This window comes from Kribbella sp. CA-294648 (genome assembly GCF_050943845.1).
In the GTDB taxonomy this organism is placed as follows: Bacteria; Actinomycetota; Actinomycetes; order Propionibacteriales; family Kribbellaceae; genus Kribbella.
The window spans coordinates 2,865,529-2,881,607 of the sequence record NZ_CP191981.1 but is presented as its reverse complement, the minus strand read 5'-3'; the positions used below and the strand labels follow the sequence as shown (position 1 = coordinate 2,881,607).

The window sequence follows — 16,079 nt, the reverse complement described above, 5'->3', positions numbered from 1 at the left end:
CTTCCCACTCGACGCAAACCAGGCCGCCACCAGCCTAACGCCGCCGACCACTTGCGCCCGCATCGCGCCGTCTCAGTGCAGGGGTGACCTGTCCAGGAACGCGGCCGTGAGGGTGGCGTCGACGCCTTCGCCCCGGACGACGTTCACGACTTCGGGGTCGGCGAAGAGCGGGCGGAGATCGGCGGGGACGGCGGCGGGCGGGTCCGCGGCGCCGACGTACTGCAGGTGTTCGGGGTAACGGCCGAGGTGACCGGCGAGCTTGGGCCAGCGCAGCATCAGGATGGTCCAGAGAGCGGTTTCCTGCTCGTTCTGGTGGTCGACTGCCAGGTTCAGGCCGTGGAGGGTCTCGATCCCGCGGGCGATGCCATAGGCGTTGACCAGGCGTTTCATCGCGCGAGGATTCGGGTCGCGAACCCAGCAGGTCGCGAAACGGTGCCAGCGTGTGCTTGAACTGTTGCTGTGCGCGTTCGCTCACCATCTCGACCGCGACCGCCTCGAACCGCGCCTGGACCTCGGCCACCGTACTGCCCGGGTTTGCGATCACCTCGTCGCGGAGTGCTTTTCCGGTCTTGCCCTGCAGCAGACGGTCGGTCGCGGCGCGGACCTCCTTGAACTCTCGGGTGTCCGGCAGGCTCGACGACTGGAGAAGTCGCGTCCAGTACGTGTCGGCCAGGTCCCCGGAGCGTGGCAGGCCGGTCGAGATCTGGAAAGTCTTCTCCAGGAACAGGTAGCCGACCGGCCGCCCGGCGTCACCGGCGGCACTGACGAATCCCGAGTACTCCGCCGCGTAGCTGTCCGCCAGCCAGTCGCGATCCGCGGCGATCACGTACGTCACCGGTACGTCGCGGAACAGCGTCTGGATGCCCTCCAGCAACTCCACGACGAACGGGCCCTTGCAACGGTCCAGGTCGTCGATCATCACCACGATGTCGTAGTGGATCCAGTCGGTCAGGTCGACCAAGTGTTTCTGCACCGACCGCATCGGGTCGCTGGTGTTCGCCATGAACCTCTTGGCGCCTCTGGCCGACGTACTGAAGACCCAACGGCCCATCGCGTGCAGCAGGCCCCAGATGGTGAGCACGGGCGTGATGACGGCCGCGGCGGTGACCAAACCGCCCTTGACCGTGTCGGGCGAGAACAGCTCCTTGCCGACGGCGTCGAACCAGCCCGCCTGCCAGCCCGAGAGGGCAGCCACGACGACGAGCAGCAGCGCGACATAGCCGGGCCAGCCGGGTTTGTGGCGCCACAGTCCCTCGCGGAACCAGAGCCGGAGGGCGCGCGGCTTGTCGTGGGACCAGAGGTCGCGGAACGCATCGCCGTACAGGACAGTCAGCAGCCACCACCACGGCGGCGCGATGCGCTGGTGCTGCCAGGCATTGAACTCCACCACGACCGACCTCTTCACGCCCGAGGTCTCATCGGTTTCGCGCAATTCGTCGCGGAGGAAGTTGAGAACAGAGGTCTTGCCGGCACCCCAGGGCGCATGCAGATGCATGATGAAGGCGCCACCGCGCGGGGCCCGCGGATCGGGAAACCGTTGGCTGCTGGCGGTCTCTTCCTTCCGAGCGTCCCGAATCCGCTGAGCCAACACCCGAGCGAACCCCAGGCGCCCCAACTCATCGACCCGAGCCGGCCCATCGGTATGAGTAGGCACAGCCTGCTGCTCGATGCCATCAGCTTGGGTGGGCTCAGCTTGGGTGGACTCAGCGGAGGAGCCGGGATCGGCGGCGGAGGAGCTTTTCGAGGAGGGAGACGACGGTCGGGTCGAGGCGCGTTGAGTGCGCGTGCCGGCTTGCTTGGCGCGTGTGCCCGTCTGCCTGCCTGCGAAGTCGATCAGGCTCTCGAAGACGTGCCGGTCGAGAACGTGAATGCTGAGTGGGCCAGGCTGGTAGCCAGTGACCATCGCTGTCAGTGAGACCTCCGGCGCCAGCCGGTCGGTGGGGCCTGTGCCGAGGAGCGGGAACGCGACGACTCTGCCGTCGCCAGTCACCAGGTCGCCAACCCTGCGCGCGGCAGTCCGCACGTCTTGTTCGGCAGACTCCGGCGACGTCACTACCGCCGCCAGCATGATGCCCTGCCCCCTGTCAGCGCTCGGGCTGATCAGCGTGACCCCGCCGGGCTCCATGCGAGTGGTCGACACCTCGATCCCGCGCTCGGCCAGGCTCTCCGTGAACCCCGGCGACGAGCGACCAGCAGTGTTGCAGGGCACCACCAAGTACTCGGCATTGCTTTCGAAGAGGTCGCCGAGGACGAGCTCGACGCGGCGTCCCTGGACTTCTACGACCACCTGTTCCTGCGCTGCCATTCGGGCCTCCCGTGCGCAGGTTAGTGGTTCTTGGTCAGGTGAGGTGGGACATGAGGAGGTGGTTGACCAAGTCGGGGTGGGAGTAGGTCACGAGGTGGGCGGCGCCTTCGATGAACTCCAGGTGGGCGCCTGGGATCTGGGCGGAGAGTTCGACCACGGTTTCGGGTGGGACGGACTGGTCTGAGTCGGTGGTCACGAGGAGTACGGGCGCGGTGATGTCTCCCAGCGCCGGGCGGAGGTCCATGGCTCCGAGGGCTTCGCAGCAGGACGCGTAGCCCTCGTCCGAGGTGGCGAGCAGCTGCTGCCGGATGACGTCGACCTCCGCGGCATGCGCAGCGGCGTACTCGGGGAGGAACCAACGGCTCAGCGTCGGCTCGGTGATCGCCTTGGTGCCCTCGGCGCGGACCTGCGCGGCCCTGTCGGTCCACATCTGCGCACCAGCGGCCGGGTACGCCGGCGGGCACAGCAGCGCGAACCGGTGGAAGCGGTCCGGCGCGTTCTCGGCCAGCCACAGCCCGACCGAACCGCCGATCGAGATCCCGGCGTACGACGCCTTCTCCACCAGCAGTTCGTTGAGCAGCTCGACGACGTCCCCGCCGAGATCCTCGATCGCGTACGGGCCGTCCGGCGCCTCCGAGTCGCCGTGGCCGCGATGGTCGAACGCGATCACCCGGAACCGGGAAGCCAGCGTTTCCAGCTGCGGTGCCCACATCGCGTGCGTCGTACCGAGTGACGAGCCGAGCAGCAGCACGGGCGCGTCCTCGGGACCGGTCGCCTGGTAGTTGAGTCGCATGTCCCTACCTTACGAAGCATCGCCCTCCGGCGGGGCGACGTACTGCGCGAGTCCGTGACCGAGTGACCAGTCGATCGAGTGGTTCTCCGTCACGGTGATGAACACATTCCGCGGCTCGGTCCCGGCGTACTCCTGCGCAAGCTCCGCCGTACGCCGGTACAGGGCCTGTTTCTGCTCGGACGTGCGGCCGGCGCGCATCGTGATCGCGATGAGCACGATGCCGTCGTCGCGAGGGATGCCGAAGTAGTCGTCGTAGCGAAGCGTGCTGGTGGTGCCGTCGTGGCCGGTCAGGACCTGGAACCAGTCGTCCGGCGGGATGCCGATGGTTTCGACCATCGCGTCGCGGACGGCTCGGCCGAGGGCGTCGAGCTGGTCGGGCGTGGTGGCCGAGTTCATGACATCGATGCGGACGAACGGCATTCCAGGGTTCTCCTCTTCTGTCTCTTTGTACCTACTAGTATGCGCAGTCCGGCACTAGCGAGTTGAGGAGCTGCTTGATGATGGACGGCGTACCCGGGCTGACCTCGGTGGCCGAACTGGCGGAAGTGGTGCGGAGCGGGTTTGTCGAGAGCCGGCACTTCGGGCTGGCGGTGGCGCTGGATCCCGACGGCAAGCAGGTATTCGCGGCGGGCGAGGTGGAGGCCGTCGTACTGCCGCGGTCGACCGCCAAGCCGTTGCAGGCGGTGGGATGTCTCGAGGCCGGTGCCGACGTCGACGCCGAGGAGGCCGCGATCGCGGCCGGGAGTCATACCGGTGAGGATCGGCATGTCGCGGTGGTAGACCGGATCCTGGCGTCGGCCGGACTCGAGCGCGATGCTCTGCGCTGCCCGCCGGACCGGCCGGAGGACGAGCCGACCCGGTTCCGGTTGATTGCCGAGGGCATCGAACCGGACAGGGTCCGGATGAACTGCTCGGGCAAGCATGCCGCGATGCTCAAGGCAACTGTTGCCCAAGGCCAAGACCCGGCTCGCTATCTCGACGCGGGCTCCCCGGTCCAGCAGACGATCGCGGCCGCGGTCGAGCGGCTGACCGAATCCTCGACCGGCATCGTGACCGTCGACGGCTGCGGCGCTCCCCTGCTCGGCATGCCGCTGTCCGGCCTCGCGCGCGCCTTCAGCCACCTCGCCACAGCACCAGCCGGTACTGCGGCCGGCCGGGTGGCGCGTGCCATGCGCGAGCACCCGGAACTCGTTGGTGGCAAGGGGCATCAGAACAGCGAGGTCATGCGGCTACTCCCCGGTGTGGTCGCCAAGGGCGGCGCGGAAGGCGTGATCGCGATGGCGACTCCGGACGGTCACGCTGTCGCGGTGAAGGTCATCGACGGCAACCCACGAGCCACCACCGCGCTGGCCCTCACGCTGCTGCAGAAGTGCGGCCTCGACGTCAGCCCCGCCAGAGCCCTGATCGAGCTGCCGGTCCTCGGCGGCGGCCGTTCCGTGGGAGAGATCCGTCCAACGATCTAGCGCTTTGCCCGGTCCTAGAAACGTTTAAGGCCCTACACAGGCCACGGCGACCCTCTTATCATTAGTTGGGAGCGCTCCCAGACTTCCGGGCACCCACGAAGGCAGCCCGCCCCATGGCTTCGAGAGGACGGTCTCCGATGAGACGTAATTGCAGCTTCCCCGGCGGTGAGGAGGGATTACCGTGAGGCTCTTCCGCAACACTGCGCTGGCGTGCGCACTGGCCGGCGTCACCGGCGCGCTCCTGGTGGCGCTGCCGGCACCGGCGGCCCACGCCCACGGTGCCTTCACCTTTCCTGGCAGCCGGACCTACCTGTGCTACGTCGACGGCAAGGAAGGCGGTAACGGCGGCGACCTCAAGCCGACCAACCCAGCGTGTGCGGACGCCTGGAACACCGGCGACCGCTATCCGTTCTGGAACTGGTTCGGCAACCTGATCAGCAACGCCGGCGGCCGGCACCGCGAGATCATCCCGGACGGCAACCTGTGCGGGCCCGACGCGCGGTTCGCCAAGTTACGGGCCGCGCGGTCGGACTGGCCGACCACCACCATCCGGCCCGGTGCGACGATCACCATCCGCTACAACGCGTGGGCGCCACATCCGGGCACCTGGACGCAGTACATCACCAGGGACGGCTGGGACATCAACCAGCCGTTGCGCTGGTCGGACCTGGAACCGGCGCCGTGGAACCAGGTGACCAACCCGCCCCTGAACGGCAACGGCCCGTACGGTCCGGAATGGACCTGGCCGGCCACGCTGCCGGCGAACAAGACCGGACGCCACATCATCTATTCCATCTGGCAGCGCAGCGACAGTCCGGAGGCGTTCTACCAGTGCGCGGACGTCAACCTGACCACCGATGCGGGCGAGCCCACGCCGACTCCGACGCCGACGCCAACGCCTCCCCCGCCGCCGACCACCTGTTCGGTGACCTACTCCACGCCGAGCCAGTGGAACAACGGCTTCACGGCCAGCGTGCGGGTGACCAACACCGGCCAGAACCCGGTCAATGGCTGGACCGTGCGGTGGACCTGGCCCAGCGGCCAACGAGTGGTGGGCGAAGGATGGGACGCCACCGTGGTGAACAACGGCGCCACCGGGGCGATCGCCTCCAATGCCTCCTGGAACTCGGTCATCAAACCGGGCGAGTCGGTGACGTTCGGTTTCAACGGCTCGCACACCGGCACGAATCCGCCACCGACCGACCTGGTCGCCTGCAAGCCCGCAGCACCAGCCGAGGCGGCGAAAGCACCGGCCGGCCGCAGCGACGGGGTCCTGATGCAGATCCTGGCCAGCTTCCAGGCATTCGGGGATCTCCGGCACGACCACTCGAAGCACCATGACCACTCGAAGCACCACGGAAAGTAGCAGCCACTCACACGCACCACGGTGATCTCGCTGTCGCTCATGATCCGTCCGATCCGCTCCGGCGGACCGGACGGATTCAAACTCGCGGATAGCGGCGGGACTGACTCGCCTAGCGCCAGGGGCCGGCTCGCCTAGCGGTAGAGGGCCAACGCTCCGGTCAGGGAGTCGACTGCTCGGCGGGGGCCGTGGATGGCCAGGGCCGTGTAGACGAGGTCTTCGGCCTTGGTCCCGCTCATCGTCGCCAGGTACTCCGCGTAGGTCCTCGCTCGTTGTGCGACCTGGTTGATGTCGTGGACCACGACACCTTCACGGGCCGCCGCGGCTTCGCGAAGCTCGACCAGTCGCGCCGCGTCGGCCTTCAGTACCGGGATCGGGTGGACACAGATCCCGGGATGCGCGTGCCCCGAGCCGTCCCGCGAGTCCTCGCCGACCATGTCCGGGAGCTCCGCGCCGAGTCCGACGCCGACCAGGGCGGCCGCATTGAGCGCCACTCCGACGGGTGCGTCCGGATCAATGATGACAACTACCTTGTTCGCCTCCACAGCGAGAACGCTAGCCGCCTGGACGGATCCCAGACTCTCCTACCGAACGATGTTCGGCAGATCTGCCAAACTGACCCGCATGGACGAACTTGATACGGCGCTCCTGCGGATGCTGCAGAACGACGCCCGCCGCACCAACCGGGAGATGGCCGCCGAACTCGGCATCGCCCCGTCCACCTGCCTGGAACGCGTCCGTGGACTCCGCGAGCGCGGTGTGATCAGCGGCTTCCACGCCGAGGTGGATCTGGCGGCGATCGATCGCTCCACCCAGGCGATCATCTCGATCAAGCTCCGGCCGCAGGCGATGGCGGTGGCGACCACGTTCCAGTCGTACGTCCAGGGCCTGCCGGAGACGCTGGCGATGTTCATGGTCTCCGGCGGCTCGGACTTCCTGGCGCACGTCGCGGTTCGCGACACCCAGGCACTGCGCGACTTCGTCCTCGGCCTGGCCAAACGCCAGGAGATCGCCGACATCCGCAGCTCGGTCGTCTTCGAACACCACCGCCGCACCACAGTCCTGCCCCTCCCATCCCGCTGACCCCGCCCGCGACGCTCTCCGGCGGGCGTGGGTTCAGCCGCCGGGCTTCTCGAGGACGATGCGGGCCTTCTCGACGGCTGCTTCGGTGGCGCTGTCGAGTTCACCCGGCTGGCCGGCCAGGATGGCGACCGTGAGGGCGACGTCGCCGAGGCCGCTCACCGCGGTGGCGAACTCGAGGCCTTTCTTCGGCCCACTGACCCCGGTCAGCTTGAAGGCGAACGGGGTATCGCCGAACTCCGGCGCCTGGAGCTCAACCACTTCCATCGAGGTGGAGCCCTGACCGTTGAAGCGCAGATTGACCTTCTTGCACGAGGCAACGGCTTCCCGGTACGACGTCAGCAGCTTGCCGACCGCCTTCGAGGTGTTCATCGAGTCGAGCCCGAAGTCGAGGTACGGGCCTTCCTGGCCGCCCGCGAACGCACTGTTCGCATTGACCTTGGAGTCCGGAGCCTCGTCGGCGTTCAGGTACTTCACCAGCGTCTTGCACTTGCTCGTCGGCGCCGAGAACACCAGGGTGTGCTCGTCGTTGTCCGTGGTGAAGCCGCTCGGCAGGTCCTTCAGGTCGAGCAGTGCCTTGGTCAGTTCGGCCTTCGTGCGCTTGACCGGTCCGGTCTCGGTCGGCGTCTCGGTCGGCGTACTGTCCGTCGGGGTCGCGACCACCGAAGGTGTCGACGAGGGCCTGGCTGAACTGTCCGGATTGTCCCCACCGCAGGCGGTCAGCGACAGCGAGACGGCGGCAGCGAGGACGAGCGGGAACGACGACGCGAGCTTCATGACCCATCCAGAACCGTCGAGAGCGCAGGGAAGCTGAAGCGTACCCCGTAGGGCGTACCTGGCACTTCCCTGCGTGCTGCGCGGCACTCGGCACGGCACCTCCTCGCGACTGCAGGGAATTGCCAGGCACGCCCTGCCCTACACCTGGTGGGATCGCAGGTGGATGTTCTGCAGGAGGCCGACCGCGAGCAGGCCGGCGAACATCGACGAGCCGCCGTAGGAGACGAACGGCAGCGGCAGGCCGGTGACCGGCATGATGCCCAGTGTCATCCCGATGTTCTCGAAGGCCTGGAAGGCGAACCAGCAGACCACGCCGGTGGCGATCAGCCGGCCGAACGCGTCCCGGGCGTTCACCGCGATCCGCAGCCCGCGCCACAGGATCAGCACGAACAGGCAGATGATGGCGCCGGCCCCGATCAGGCCGAGCTCCTCCCCCGCGACGGTGAAGACGAAGTCGGTGTGCTGCTCGGGGACGAACGCGTTCTGAGTCTGCGAGCCGTGGAACAGGCCTTGCCCGAAGACGCCGCCGTTGCCGATCGCGATCCGGGCCTGGTTCACGTTGTAGCCGATGCCCTGCGGGTCCTGGGACGGGTCGGCGAAGGCCGTGAACCGGGCGAGCTGGTACTGCTTCAGCACGTTGAACTGGATCGCGAGCACCGCGATCACGGTCGCCGCGGTGACGATGCCGAGCATCCACCGCTTCGGTACGCCGGACACCGCGATGATGCCGAAGACGATCGAGCCGAGCACCATCACGGTGCCGAGGTCGGGTTGCAGCATCACCAGCATCACCGGGATCGCGGCCACCGCGATGGCCTGTGCGATGTCGATCGTGCGCGCCTCGCGATGGTTCGTCTCGCCCTTCTCCGCGATCAGCAGCGCCATCCCGACGATCACCGCGAGCTTGGCGAACTCACTCGGCTGGATCGACATCCACGGCAGCTGGATCCAGGACCGTGAACCGTTGATCGACGCGCCCACGCCGGGCACCAGGACGAGGATCAGCCCGACCACCGACGCGGCATACAGGACGGGGGTGAGGATGCGGACGCGGCGGTGATCGGTGACGGCGGCGAGCACCGCGAGGACCAGCCCGATCGCGAAGTTGAGCGCGTGCCGGACCAGGAACGCGTACTGGTTGCCGTCGGTCAGGGAAGTGCGCTGGTGCGTCGCTGACCAGATCAGTAGTGCGCCGATGGCCGAGAGGGCCAGCACCCCGATGACCAGCACCCAGTCGACCTGCCAGAGCGTTGAGCGCCGGTCAGCTCGGGGCCGGGACTGCCGGATCGGCGTGAGCAGACTCATCGCGCGGCCTGCTTGGCGGGCGGAACCACCGGCGGCTTGATGTTGTAGAGCGTCTCGTAGATGTGGCGGACCGCAGTACCGGAGGCGCCCGAGCCGGTCCCGGCTTGGCTGATCATCATCACGACGGAGTAGCGGTCCGTGTAGGTGGCCATCCAGGAGGTGGTCTGCTTGCCGTAGACCTCGGCCGTCCCGGTCTTGGCCCGGATCGGAACCTGGTCGAGCGGGAAGCCGGTGAACTTCCAGGCCGCCGTACCGGTCTTGGCAGTCTGTGCCAGTGACCTGTCGATGAGGCGCAGCGTCGAGGCCGGCACCGGAAGCCTGGACGCGAGCTTCGACGGGACCGGCCGGACCTTGCCGTTGGGACCGATCCACGCCTTCGCCACCCGCGGCTCCCAGAGCTTGCCGCCGTTCGCCAGCGCCGCGTAGACCGTGGCGATCTGCAGCGGCGTGACAGTGGTGTCGCCTTGGCCGATGGAGAAGTTGACCGCGTCACCGGCGCGGTAGCGGTAGCCGTCGACGCAGAACTCGCGGGAGAACTGCTTCAGGAACGGTGAGGTGCCGGCCGGCGGATTGTCGGCGAGCTTGCAGTAGTAGTCCTTCTGCGCGTCGTAGTACTCCTTCTTCCACTTCCGGTCGGCGATCCGGCCGGACACCTCGCCGGGCAGGTCGATCCCGGTCGGCTTGCCGAGGCCGAAGCTCTGCGCCATCTGGACCAGCGGGTCGGTCGCGTCGAGGTCGCCGGAGTTGCCCCCCGCCTTCAGCCACAGGGCGTAGGCGATCCGGTAGAAGAACGTGTCGCACGACAGCGCGAGGGCCTGGTCGAAGCCGATCATCCCGTAGGAAGCCGACTCGTAGTTCTTGAACCGGCGGTCGCCGACCTCGAAGAACGACGAACAGTCCAGCCGGCTCTTCGGCCCGTAGCCGTTGGCCAGCGCGGCCGCGGTGGTGATCACCTTGAAGGTCGAAGCGGGTGCCAACTGACCCTGCAACGCCCGCGAGACCAGCGGCGTCCCGGCCTTGGTCGAGTAGAGCGCGTCGAGCTCGCGTTGCGAGATGCCACCGACCCAGACGCCCGGGTCGTAGTTGGGGTAGCTCGCCATCGCGACGATCTGGCCGGTCTTGGTGTCCATCACGACGGCCGCGCCGGAGTCGGCGACGTACTTCTTCTTGGTGATCTTGTCGTACTGCTTGCGCGCCGTCATGATCGCGCCGCGCAACTCGGCCTCGACCTTGGCCTGGACGCGGGCGTCGATGCTGGTCATCAGGGTCGAGCCCGGCACCGGCGCGGTCTGCTTCTCGATCCCGGTGGTGTAGCCGACCGCGTCGACGATGACGTTCTTGACGCCCGGCGTCCCGCGCAGCAACTGGTCGTAGGTCCGCTCGACGCCGGCCCGGCCGACCAGGTCCGAGCGGTGCGGCACGGAGTCCTGCCCGGCCTTGTCGAGATCGTCCAGCTCGCCGGTGGTGATCGGCGAGAGGTAGCCGAGGATGTGCGCCGCGTTCATCTTGAACGGCGCCGGGTAGGCGCGCAGGGTCGCCGACTCGGCCGCGACACCGGGGAAGTCCTCGCGGCGTTCCATCACCTCGATCGCGACCTGCGCGCTGACGTCCTTCGCGACCGGGATCGGCTGGTACGGCGTACCGTTCCAGCAGGCCGGCGGTTTGGAGGCACCGGGCTCGCCGCAGAGCATGGTCCGCGCGGCCAGGTCCTTGGGTTTCTGGCCCAGCACCTTCGCCAGCCTGGCCAGCACTGCCTGCTGCTCACCGTCCGGCAGTTTCGCGAGCACCGAGCGGTCCACGGTGATGACCAGCGACACCCGGTTGCCGACCAGCGTCCGCCCGGCCGCATCCACGATCGTGCCGCGTGGTGCCGGGACGAGCACCTCGCGGGTGTGGTTCTCCGTGGCGGCCTGGGAGTAGTCGTCGGACGACATCACCTGCATGTACCAGAGTCGCGCGAGCAGGGTGAACATCAGCGAGAAGACGAGCACCTGGATCACGAACAGGCGCAACCGCGGTTTCAGCGGCGCCGGGTTGAAGCTGTCGAAACTCATGACAGCACCCGTCGCCGCTCGCGCGCCGGTACGACGCGTCCCAGCACCCACATCACCAGCGGGATCACCACGATCGCGGCGACCACGTCGTACCCGGCGGCGATGCCGAGCCGGACCCCGAACTCACCCCAGTCGACCGCGGGATCGTGCAGCAGCGACCCAGTCGCGGAGTACACAGTCAAAGACAGTGCAGCACCCAGTACTACGGTCAGCGCGACGGCGAGCGGGCCCACCGGGGCGGCCGACGTCTCGCGCCGGACCAGACCTGCGACGTACCCGGACAGAGCGAGCGCGAGCGCCCACCGGCCGGCCGTGTGATCGGCGGGCGGCACCACGTCGAGCATCAGGCCGCCCAGGAAGCCTGCGATCGCGCCCCACTCCGCGCCGCGGGAGAGCGCGAGCGCGACAACCACGATCATCACCAGATCACAACTCACCCCGGCGACCGCGATGTGCGGCAGCAACGAGGTCTGCACGGTGACCGCGACGATCAGGAACAGAGCCGCCAGCCCAATCCGAACAGCCGGCATCTCAGCGCCCCTCCGCCGATCGCGCCCCGGACGCTCGGCTCTTCTCCGTACTGGAGCCGGTCATCGCGCACCTGCCGGCGGGATCGTGGTGCGTGGTGCTCGGGCGGGTGGGCCGGTGACGATGCCGACCAGGTCGAGTCGCGTCGGATCGACGAACGGCTTCACCAGCGTGGTCGAGCCGAGCGCGCCCTGGACCGCGGTCACCGAGGTGACCTCGCCGATCGGCACACCAGGCACGTACGGCGCGTTGCCGCTGGAGCCCCAGGTGACGATCCGGTCCCCCACCCGCGGCCGCGCCTTCAGATCCACCAGCTTGTAGTCGAGCGCCGCCGACGAGCCGAGCTCGCCCCGCCCGGAGACGAAGCCGAGCGCCATCGTGGCGTTCAGCCGGCCACCGACGGTGGAGTTGCGGTCGCCGATCAGCAGCACCGTGGCGGTGGCCTCGGTGGTCCGCACGACGCGGCCCACCAGCCCGTCGCCGTTCAGTACTGTCATGTCCGGTCGCACCCCGTCCGCCGTGCCGGCATCGATGGTCACTGTGTGGTTGAAGCTCTGGGCGCTCCCCAGCCCGATCACCCGCGCCGGGGTCACCGTGTACTTCGGTGCCACCTTCAGCAACCGGTCCAGCTCGGTGGCCCGGTTGCGCGCGTAGTCCGTCGTCCTCAGATCGCTGACCAGTTTCTCGTTGTCAGCTTTGAGTTTTTCGTTCTCTGCTTTCAATCTATCCATTTCGGCGAACCGGTCGCGCAGGTTGTCCACAGGCTGCCGCGCGTTGGTCGCCGTCGACTCCAGCGGGCCGAAAACGACGGCCGCAGCGTGCCGCAGCGGCTCGACCGGTGAGCCGGCCGAGCGTCGCGCGTCCAGCACGATCAGCGTGAACGACGCCAGGATGACCAGCACCAGAACGGTCCGCCGACGGCGGATCTCCCGCGGCAACCCGGCCGAACGCACCAGCCCCCGCGCCGGCGTACCGAGATCTTTCAGCATGGGTTCAGCGGCGGTCGGTGACGAGGATGCGGTTCAGCGTCTCGATGTTGTCGACGCACTTGCCGGCGCCGAGGACGACGGCGTCCAGCGGGTTGTCGGCGACGTGGATCGGGATCCCGGTCTCGTGCCGCAGCCGCTCGTCCATGCCCTTCAGCAGCGCGCCGCCGCCGGTCAGCACGATGCCCCGGTCGACGATGTCGCCGGCCAGCTCGGGCGGGGTCTTGTCCAGGGTGGCCTTGACCGCGTCGACGATCGCGGTGATCGGCTCCTCGATCGCCTGCCGGATGCTGGCCGAGGAGACCTTCACCGTCCGCGGCAGCCCGGAGATCATGTCCCGGCCGCGGATCTCGGAGTCCGGGCCGTCGGAGCTCGGGAAGGCCGAGCCGATGGTCATCTTGATCTGCTCGGAGGTGGCCTCGCCGAGCATCAGCGAGTACTCCTTCTTGCAGTAGTTCACCACCGCCTTGTCGATCGCGTCACCGGCCACCCGGATCGACTGGCTGGTGACGATCCCGCCGAACGAGATCACCGCCACCTCGGTGGTGCCACCACCGATGTCGACCACCATGTTGCCGGTGGCGTCGCGGACCTCGAGGTTCGAGCCGAGCGCGGCGGCCATCGGCTCCTCGATGATGTAGACCTTGCGCGCGCCGGCCATGTACCCCGCGTCGCGGACGGCCCGCTGCTCCACCGCGGTGATGCCCGACGGCACGCAGACCACGATCCGCGGCTTGGCGAAGTACCGGCGGCGGTGCACCCGCTGGATGAAGTACCGCAGCATCTGCTCGGCGGCGTCGAAGTCGGCGATCACGCCGTCCTTGAGCGGCCGGATCGCGGTGATGTTGCCCGGCGTCCGGCCGATCATCTTCTTCGCCTCGGCCCCGAACGCCACCGCCTCGCGCGGTTCGTCGGTCCGGATCGCCACCACCGACGGCTCGTTGAGGACCACGCCGCGGCCGCGCACGTAGACCAGTGTGTTGGCCGTACCGAGGTCGACCGCCATGTCGCGGCCGAGCATGCTGTTCGCCATCTCGGACGCCCTCCCGCTGCTCGAGTCCCGGGAATCTCAGGCTAAGCGCGGACCCATCGCCACCCGGGGACCGACACGACCCGTCAGCCCACGACGCATCGTATCGGTCCTTTCACCGCCCGCGTCCAACCGGCCCCATCGCCGGTACTACGGCAGGCCGGCCGGTACTGCGGCCCGGTACTGCGGCCGGTACTACGGCAGGTCGGGGAACCAGATCTTGATCTCGCGATCGGCCGATTCCGGGGAGTCGGAGCCGTGCACGAGGTTCTCCCGGTTGGACAGCGAGAGGTCGCCGCGGATGGTGCCGGGGGCGGCCTTGCGGCCGTCGGTCGCGCCGTTCAGACCGCGGACCACCTCGACCGCCTCGTCGCCTTCGAGGACCAGGGCGACCAGCGGGCCGCTGGTGACGAAGTCGCGCAGGGGTGGGTAGAAGTCCCGCTCGACGTGCTCGGCGTAGTGCTGGTCGGCCAGGTCGCCGTCGATCGTGCGCAGGTCCATCGCGACGATGGTCAGGCCCTTGGCCTCGAACCGGCCGAGAACCTCCCCGACCAGGCCACGGCGTACCGTGTCGGGCTTGAGCAGGACGAGGGTGCGCTGCGACATGTCTGTTCTCTCTCCGATGCTGTTCAGGCGGTCTGCTGCCGCCGAGCCTAGTGCGTCAACCGGCCGCGGCCTGGGCGGCCTTGGCCTCGTCGATCCGGCGGCCGAGCACGATCGCGGCCACCCAGAACCCGGCGAAGGCGATGCCGAGCACGAACATGACCGGTACAACGAAGCCGAGTCCGATCGCGGCGACCTGGATGACCGAGCCGAGGATCAGGCCGATCCGGAAGCGGAGCAGCCCCGCCGCGACCAGCGCGAGGACCGCGAGCCCCAGGCACAGCGGGACCGCAGTACTGGGGTCGACATCGGAGACGGAGATCATCACCGGGGTGACCAGAGCCAGGATCACGAACTCGAAGCCGAGCACGATCCCGGCGAGCATCCTCACCGCTTCTCCCCGGCCGGCTTGCGGACCAGCAGCGTGCGGGCCTCGCCCGCGGTGATCACCGAGCCGGTGATCAGGACGCCGCCGGTACCCATCGCGAGCGCGTTCTCCTCGGCCAGCCGGATCGCGTCGTCGATCGCGTCCAGCAACTTCGGCCGGACCAGGACCCGGTCCTCGCCGAAGATCTCGGCCGCGAGCTCGCCCAGCTCCTCGGCCGGCATCGACCGCTCGGTGAACGAGTTCCGGGTGCAGACCACGGTCTCCATGATCGGCTCGTAGGCCTCCAGTACGCCGTACACGTCCTTGTCCTTCATGCAGCCCAGGACGCCGATCAGCGGGTTGAAGGCGAACGCCTCGGTGACGGTGGCCGCGGTCGCCTCGGCGCCGTGCGGGTTGTGCGCCGCGTCGACGATGACCGTCGGGCTGGTCCGGACGACCTCCATCCGGCCCGGGCTGGTGATTTCGGCGAAGCCGGCCTCGACCAGCTCGCGGGTCATCCGCTGGCCGATGTTCTGCGCGCTGGCGCCGAGCAGCGCCTCGACGGCCGCCAGCGCGGTCGCCGCGTTGTGGGCCTGGTACTCACCGTGCAGCGGCAGGAAGATGTCGTCGTACTCGCCGCCGAGTCCCTGGAACGAGATCAGCTGGCCGCCGACCGCGACCGAGCGGCTGACCACGCCGAAGTCGAGCCCTTCGCGGGCGACCTGGGCGCCGACCTCGGCGGCCCGGCGCAGGAGCACCTCGGCGACCTCGGGGCTCTGCTGTGCGAGCACCGCGGTACTGCCCGGCTTGATGATGCCCGACTTGTCACCGGCGATCGTGACCGGATCCGAGCCGAGGATGTGCGCGTGGTCGACGGCGACCGGGGTGATCACCGAGACGATGCCGTCGGCGACGTTGGTGGAGTCCCAGGTGCCGCCCAGGCCGACCTCGATCACCGCGACGTCGACCGGCGCGTCGGCGAAGGCGGCGAAGGCCATCGCGGTGATCACCTCGAAGAACGACAGCGGGTGCTCGTTCTCGGAGTCGACCACGTTCACGTACGGCTCGATCTCGGTGTAGACCTCGACGAAGCGCTGCTCGTCGATCGGCTCGCCGTTCAGCGTGATCCGCTCGCGGACCGTCTCCAGGTGCGGGCTGGTGAACCGCCCGGTCCGCAGCCCGGCCTCGCGCAGCAGCGCGTCCACCATCCGCGCGGTGGAGGTCTTGCCGTTGGTCCCGGTCAGATGCACCACCGGGTAGGTCTTCTGCGGGTCGCCGAGCAGCTCTACCAGCCGCCGGACCCGGTCCAGGGTGGGATCGATCTTGTTCTCCGGCCAGCGGGCCTGGAGCTTCGCCGACACTTCGGCGTACGAGAGGTCGCTCATCAGACCGTCAGTCTAGAAGGGGGTGTGGAAAACCGGTCGG

General features: G+C 68.5%; 16 protein-coding genes. 3 read left to right on the top strand and 13 right to left on the bottom strand.

The genetic code is table 11. From position 1 onward, the window contains the following. Window positions 1-34: 34 nt before the first annotated feature. The 3 genes from ACQPYM_RS13945 to ACQPYM_RS13935 are packed head-to-tail and all read right to left on the bottom strand — an operon-like array spanning window position 35 to window position 3,518. A complete protein-coding gene (locus ACQPYM_RS13945) occupies window positions 35-2,305 on the bottom strand; it encodes a P-loop NTPase fold protein (RefSeq protein WP_433020394.1) in 2,271 nt (756 codons plus the stop codon). 34 nt (window positions 2,306-2,339) lie between these two features. Continuing rightward, window positions 2,340-3,098, bottom strand: coding sequence for a 3-oxoadipate enol-lactonase (gene pcaD, locus ACQPYM_RS13940; RefSeq protein WP_433020391.1), 759 nt, complete (start codon window positions 3,096-3,098; stop codon window positions 2,340-2,342). Between the two features lie 9 nt (window positions 3,099-3,107). Next, window positions 3,108-3,518 carry a tautomerase family protein gene (locus ACQPYM_RS13935; protein WP_433020389.1) on the bottom strand — a complete coding sequence of 137 codons (411 nt, stop codon included), beginning with the start codon at window positions 3,516-3,518 and terminating at the stop codon, window positions 3,108-3,110. Between the two features lie 77 nt (window positions 3,519-3,595). On the opposite strand from ACQPYM_RS13935, the gene ACQPYM_RS13930 reads away from it, so the two are divergent. Continuing rightward, entirely contained in the window at window positions 3,596-4,561 is a 966-nt protein-coding gene (locus tag ACQPYM_RS13930; protein ID WP_433020386.1) for an asparaginase, read from the top strand. Window positions 4,562-4,742: 181 nt separating this feature from the next. Beyond that, a complete protein-coding gene (locus ACQPYM_RS13925; RefSeq protein ID WP_433020383.1) occupies window positions 4,743-5,927 on the top strand; it encodes a lytic polysaccharide monooxygenase in 1,185 nt (394 codons plus the stop codon). Between the two features lie 131 nt (window positions 5,928-6,058). On the opposite strand, the gene ACQPYM_RS13920 is transcribed toward ACQPYM_RS13925, so the two are convergent. Continuing rightward, window positions 6,059-6,469: a DUF2000 domain-containing protein gene (locus ACQPYM_RS13920; RefSeq protein WP_433020380.1), complete on the bottom strand. Its 411-nt coding sequence runs from the start codon at window positions 6,467-6,469 to the stop codon at window positions 6,059-6,061. Between the two features lie 79 nt (window positions 6,470-6,548). Between ACQPYM_RS13920 and ACQPYM_RS13915 the strand changes: the two genes are divergently transcribed. Next, window positions 6,549-7,007: an Lrp/AsnC family transcriptional regulator gene (locus ACQPYM_RS13915; protein WP_433020377.1), complete on the top strand. Its 459-nt coding sequence runs from the start codon at window positions 6,549-6,551 to the stop codon at window positions 7,005-7,007. Between the two features lie 33 nt (window positions 7,008-7,040). On the opposite strand, the gene ACQPYM_RS13910 is transcribed toward ACQPYM_RS13915, so the two are convergent. From ACQPYM_RS13910 to ACQPYM_RS13870, 9 genes are all read right to left on the bottom strand, one after another. Next, entirely contained in the window at window positions 7,041-7,781 is a 741-nt protein-coding gene (locus ACQPYM_RS13910; protein ID WP_433020375.1) for a hypothetical protein, read from the bottom strand. A 138-nt stretch (window positions 7,782-7,919) separates the two neighbouring features. Then, window positions 7,920-9,086: a rod shape-determining protein RodA gene (gene rodA, locus ACQPYM_RS13905; RefSeq protein ID WP_433020372.1), complete on the bottom strand. Its 1,167-nt coding sequence runs from the start codon at window positions 9,084-9,086 to the stop codon at window positions 7,920-7,922. Beyond that, window positions 9,083-11,140, bottom strand: a complete 2,058-nt coding sequence (gene mrdA, locus ACQPYM_RS13900; RefSeq protein ID WP_433020369.1) for a penicillin-binding protein 2 — start codon at window positions 11,138-11,140, stop codon at window positions 9,083-9,085. The genes rodA and mrdA overlap by 4 nt, the downstream gene beginning before the upstream one ends. Next, window positions 11,137-11,670, bottom strand: a complete 534-nt coding sequence (gene mreD, locus ACQPYM_RS13895) for a rod shape-determining protein MreD (protein ID WP_433020366.1) — start codon at window positions 11,668-11,670, stop codon at window positions 11,137-11,139. Before mreD ends, mrdA begins: the two co-directional genes overlap by 4 nt. A gap of 60 nt (window positions 11,671-11,730) precedes the next feature. Continuing rightward, a complete protein-coding gene (gene mreC, locus ACQPYM_RS13890; protein WP_433020363.1) occupies window positions 11,731-12,657 on the bottom strand; it encodes a rod shape-determining protein MreC in 927 nt (308 codons plus the stop codon). A gap of 4 nt (window positions 12,658-12,661) precedes the next feature. After that, window positions 12,662-13,687 (bottom strand): rod shape-determining protein, encoded by a 1,026-nt coding sequence (locus ACQPYM_RS13885; protein WP_433020360.1) that lies wholly within the window; start codon window positions 13,685-13,687, stop codon window positions 12,662-12,664. Window positions 13,688-13,879: 192 nt separating this feature from the next. Beyond that, entirely contained in the window at window positions 13,880-14,290 is a 411-nt protein-coding gene (gene ndk, locus ACQPYM_RS13880; RefSeq protein ID WP_433020357.1) for a nucleoside-diphosphate kinase, read from the bottom strand. 55 nt (window positions 14,291-14,345) lie between these two features. Continuing rightward, on the bottom strand, window positions 14,346-14,672 hold the full coding sequence (locus ACQPYM_RS13875; RefSeq protein ID WP_433023267.1) for a DUF4233 domain-containing protein: 327 nt from the start codon (window positions 14,670-14,672) through the stop codon (window positions 14,346-14,348). Window positions 14,673-14,674: 2 nt separating this feature from the next. Beyond that, the gene (locus ACQPYM_RS13870; protein ID WP_433020354.1) at window positions 14,675-16,039 is read right to left on the bottom strand and encodes a bifunctional folylpolyglutamate synthase/dihydrofolate synthase; all 1,365 of its coding nucleotides are present in this window, start codon (window positions 16,037-16,039) and stop codon (window positions 14,675-14,677) included. Between the last annotated feature and the right edge of the window lie 40 nt (window positions 16,040-16,079).

Bases quoted from the DNA above. Each gene is read 5' to 3' on its own strand.
- ACQPYM_RS13945 (WP_433020394.1), bottom strand. From the start codon at position 2,305: ATGGCAGCGCAGGAACAGGTGGTCGTAGAAGTCCAGGGACGCCGCGTC.
- pcaD (WP_433020391.1), bottom strand. From the start codon at position 3,098: ATGCGACTCAACTACCAGGCGACCGGTCCCGAGGACGCGCCCGTGCTG.
- ACQPYM_RS13935 (WP_433020389.1), bottom strand. From the start codon at position 3,518: ATGCCGTTCGTCCGCATCGATGTCATGAACTCGGCCACCACGCCCGAC.
- ACQPYM_RS13930 (WP_433020386.1), top strand. From the start codon at position 3,596: ATGATGGACGGCGTACCCGGGCTGACCTCGGTGGCCGAACTGGCGGAA.
- ACQPYM_RS13915 (WP_433020377.1), top strand. From the start codon at position 6,549: ATGGACGAACTTGATACGGCGCTCCTGCGGATGCTGCAGAACGACGCC.
- ACQPYM_RS13910 (WP_433020375.1), bottom strand. From the start codon at position 7,781: ATGAAGCTCGCGTCGTCGTTCCCGCTCGTCCTCGCTGCCGCCGTCTCG.
- rodA (WP_433020372.1), bottom strand. From the start codon at position 9,086: ATGAGTCTGCTCACGCCGATCCGGCAGTCCCGGCCCCGAGCTGACCGG.
- mrdA (WP_433020369.1), bottom strand. From the start codon at position 11,140: ATGAGTTTCGACAGCTTCAACCCGGCGCCGCTGAAACCGCGGTTGCGC.
- mreD (WP_433020366.1), bottom strand. From the start codon at position 11,670: ATGCCGGCTGTTCGGATTGGGCTGGCGGCTCTGTTCCTGATCGTCGCG.
- mreC (WP_433020363.1), bottom strand. From the start codon at position 12,657: ATGCTGAAAGATCTCGGTACGCCGGCGCGGGGGCTGGTGCGTTCGGCC.
- ACQPYM_RS13885 (WP_433020360.1), bottom strand. From the start codon at position 13,687: ATGGCGAACAGCATGCTCGGCCGCGACATGGCGGTCGACCTCGGTACG.
- ndk (WP_433020357.1), bottom strand. From the start codon at position 14,290: ATGTCGCAGCGCACCCTCGTCCTGCTCAAGCCCGACACGGTACGCCGT.
- ACQPYM_RS13875 (WP_433023267.1), bottom strand. From the start codon at position 14,672: ATGCTCGCCGGGATCGTGCTCGGCTTCGAGTTCGTGATCCTGGCTCTG.
- ACQPYM_RS13870 (WP_433020354.1), bottom strand. From the start codon at position 16,039: ATGAGCGACCTCTCGTACGCCGAAGTGTCGGCGAAGCTCCAGGCCCGC.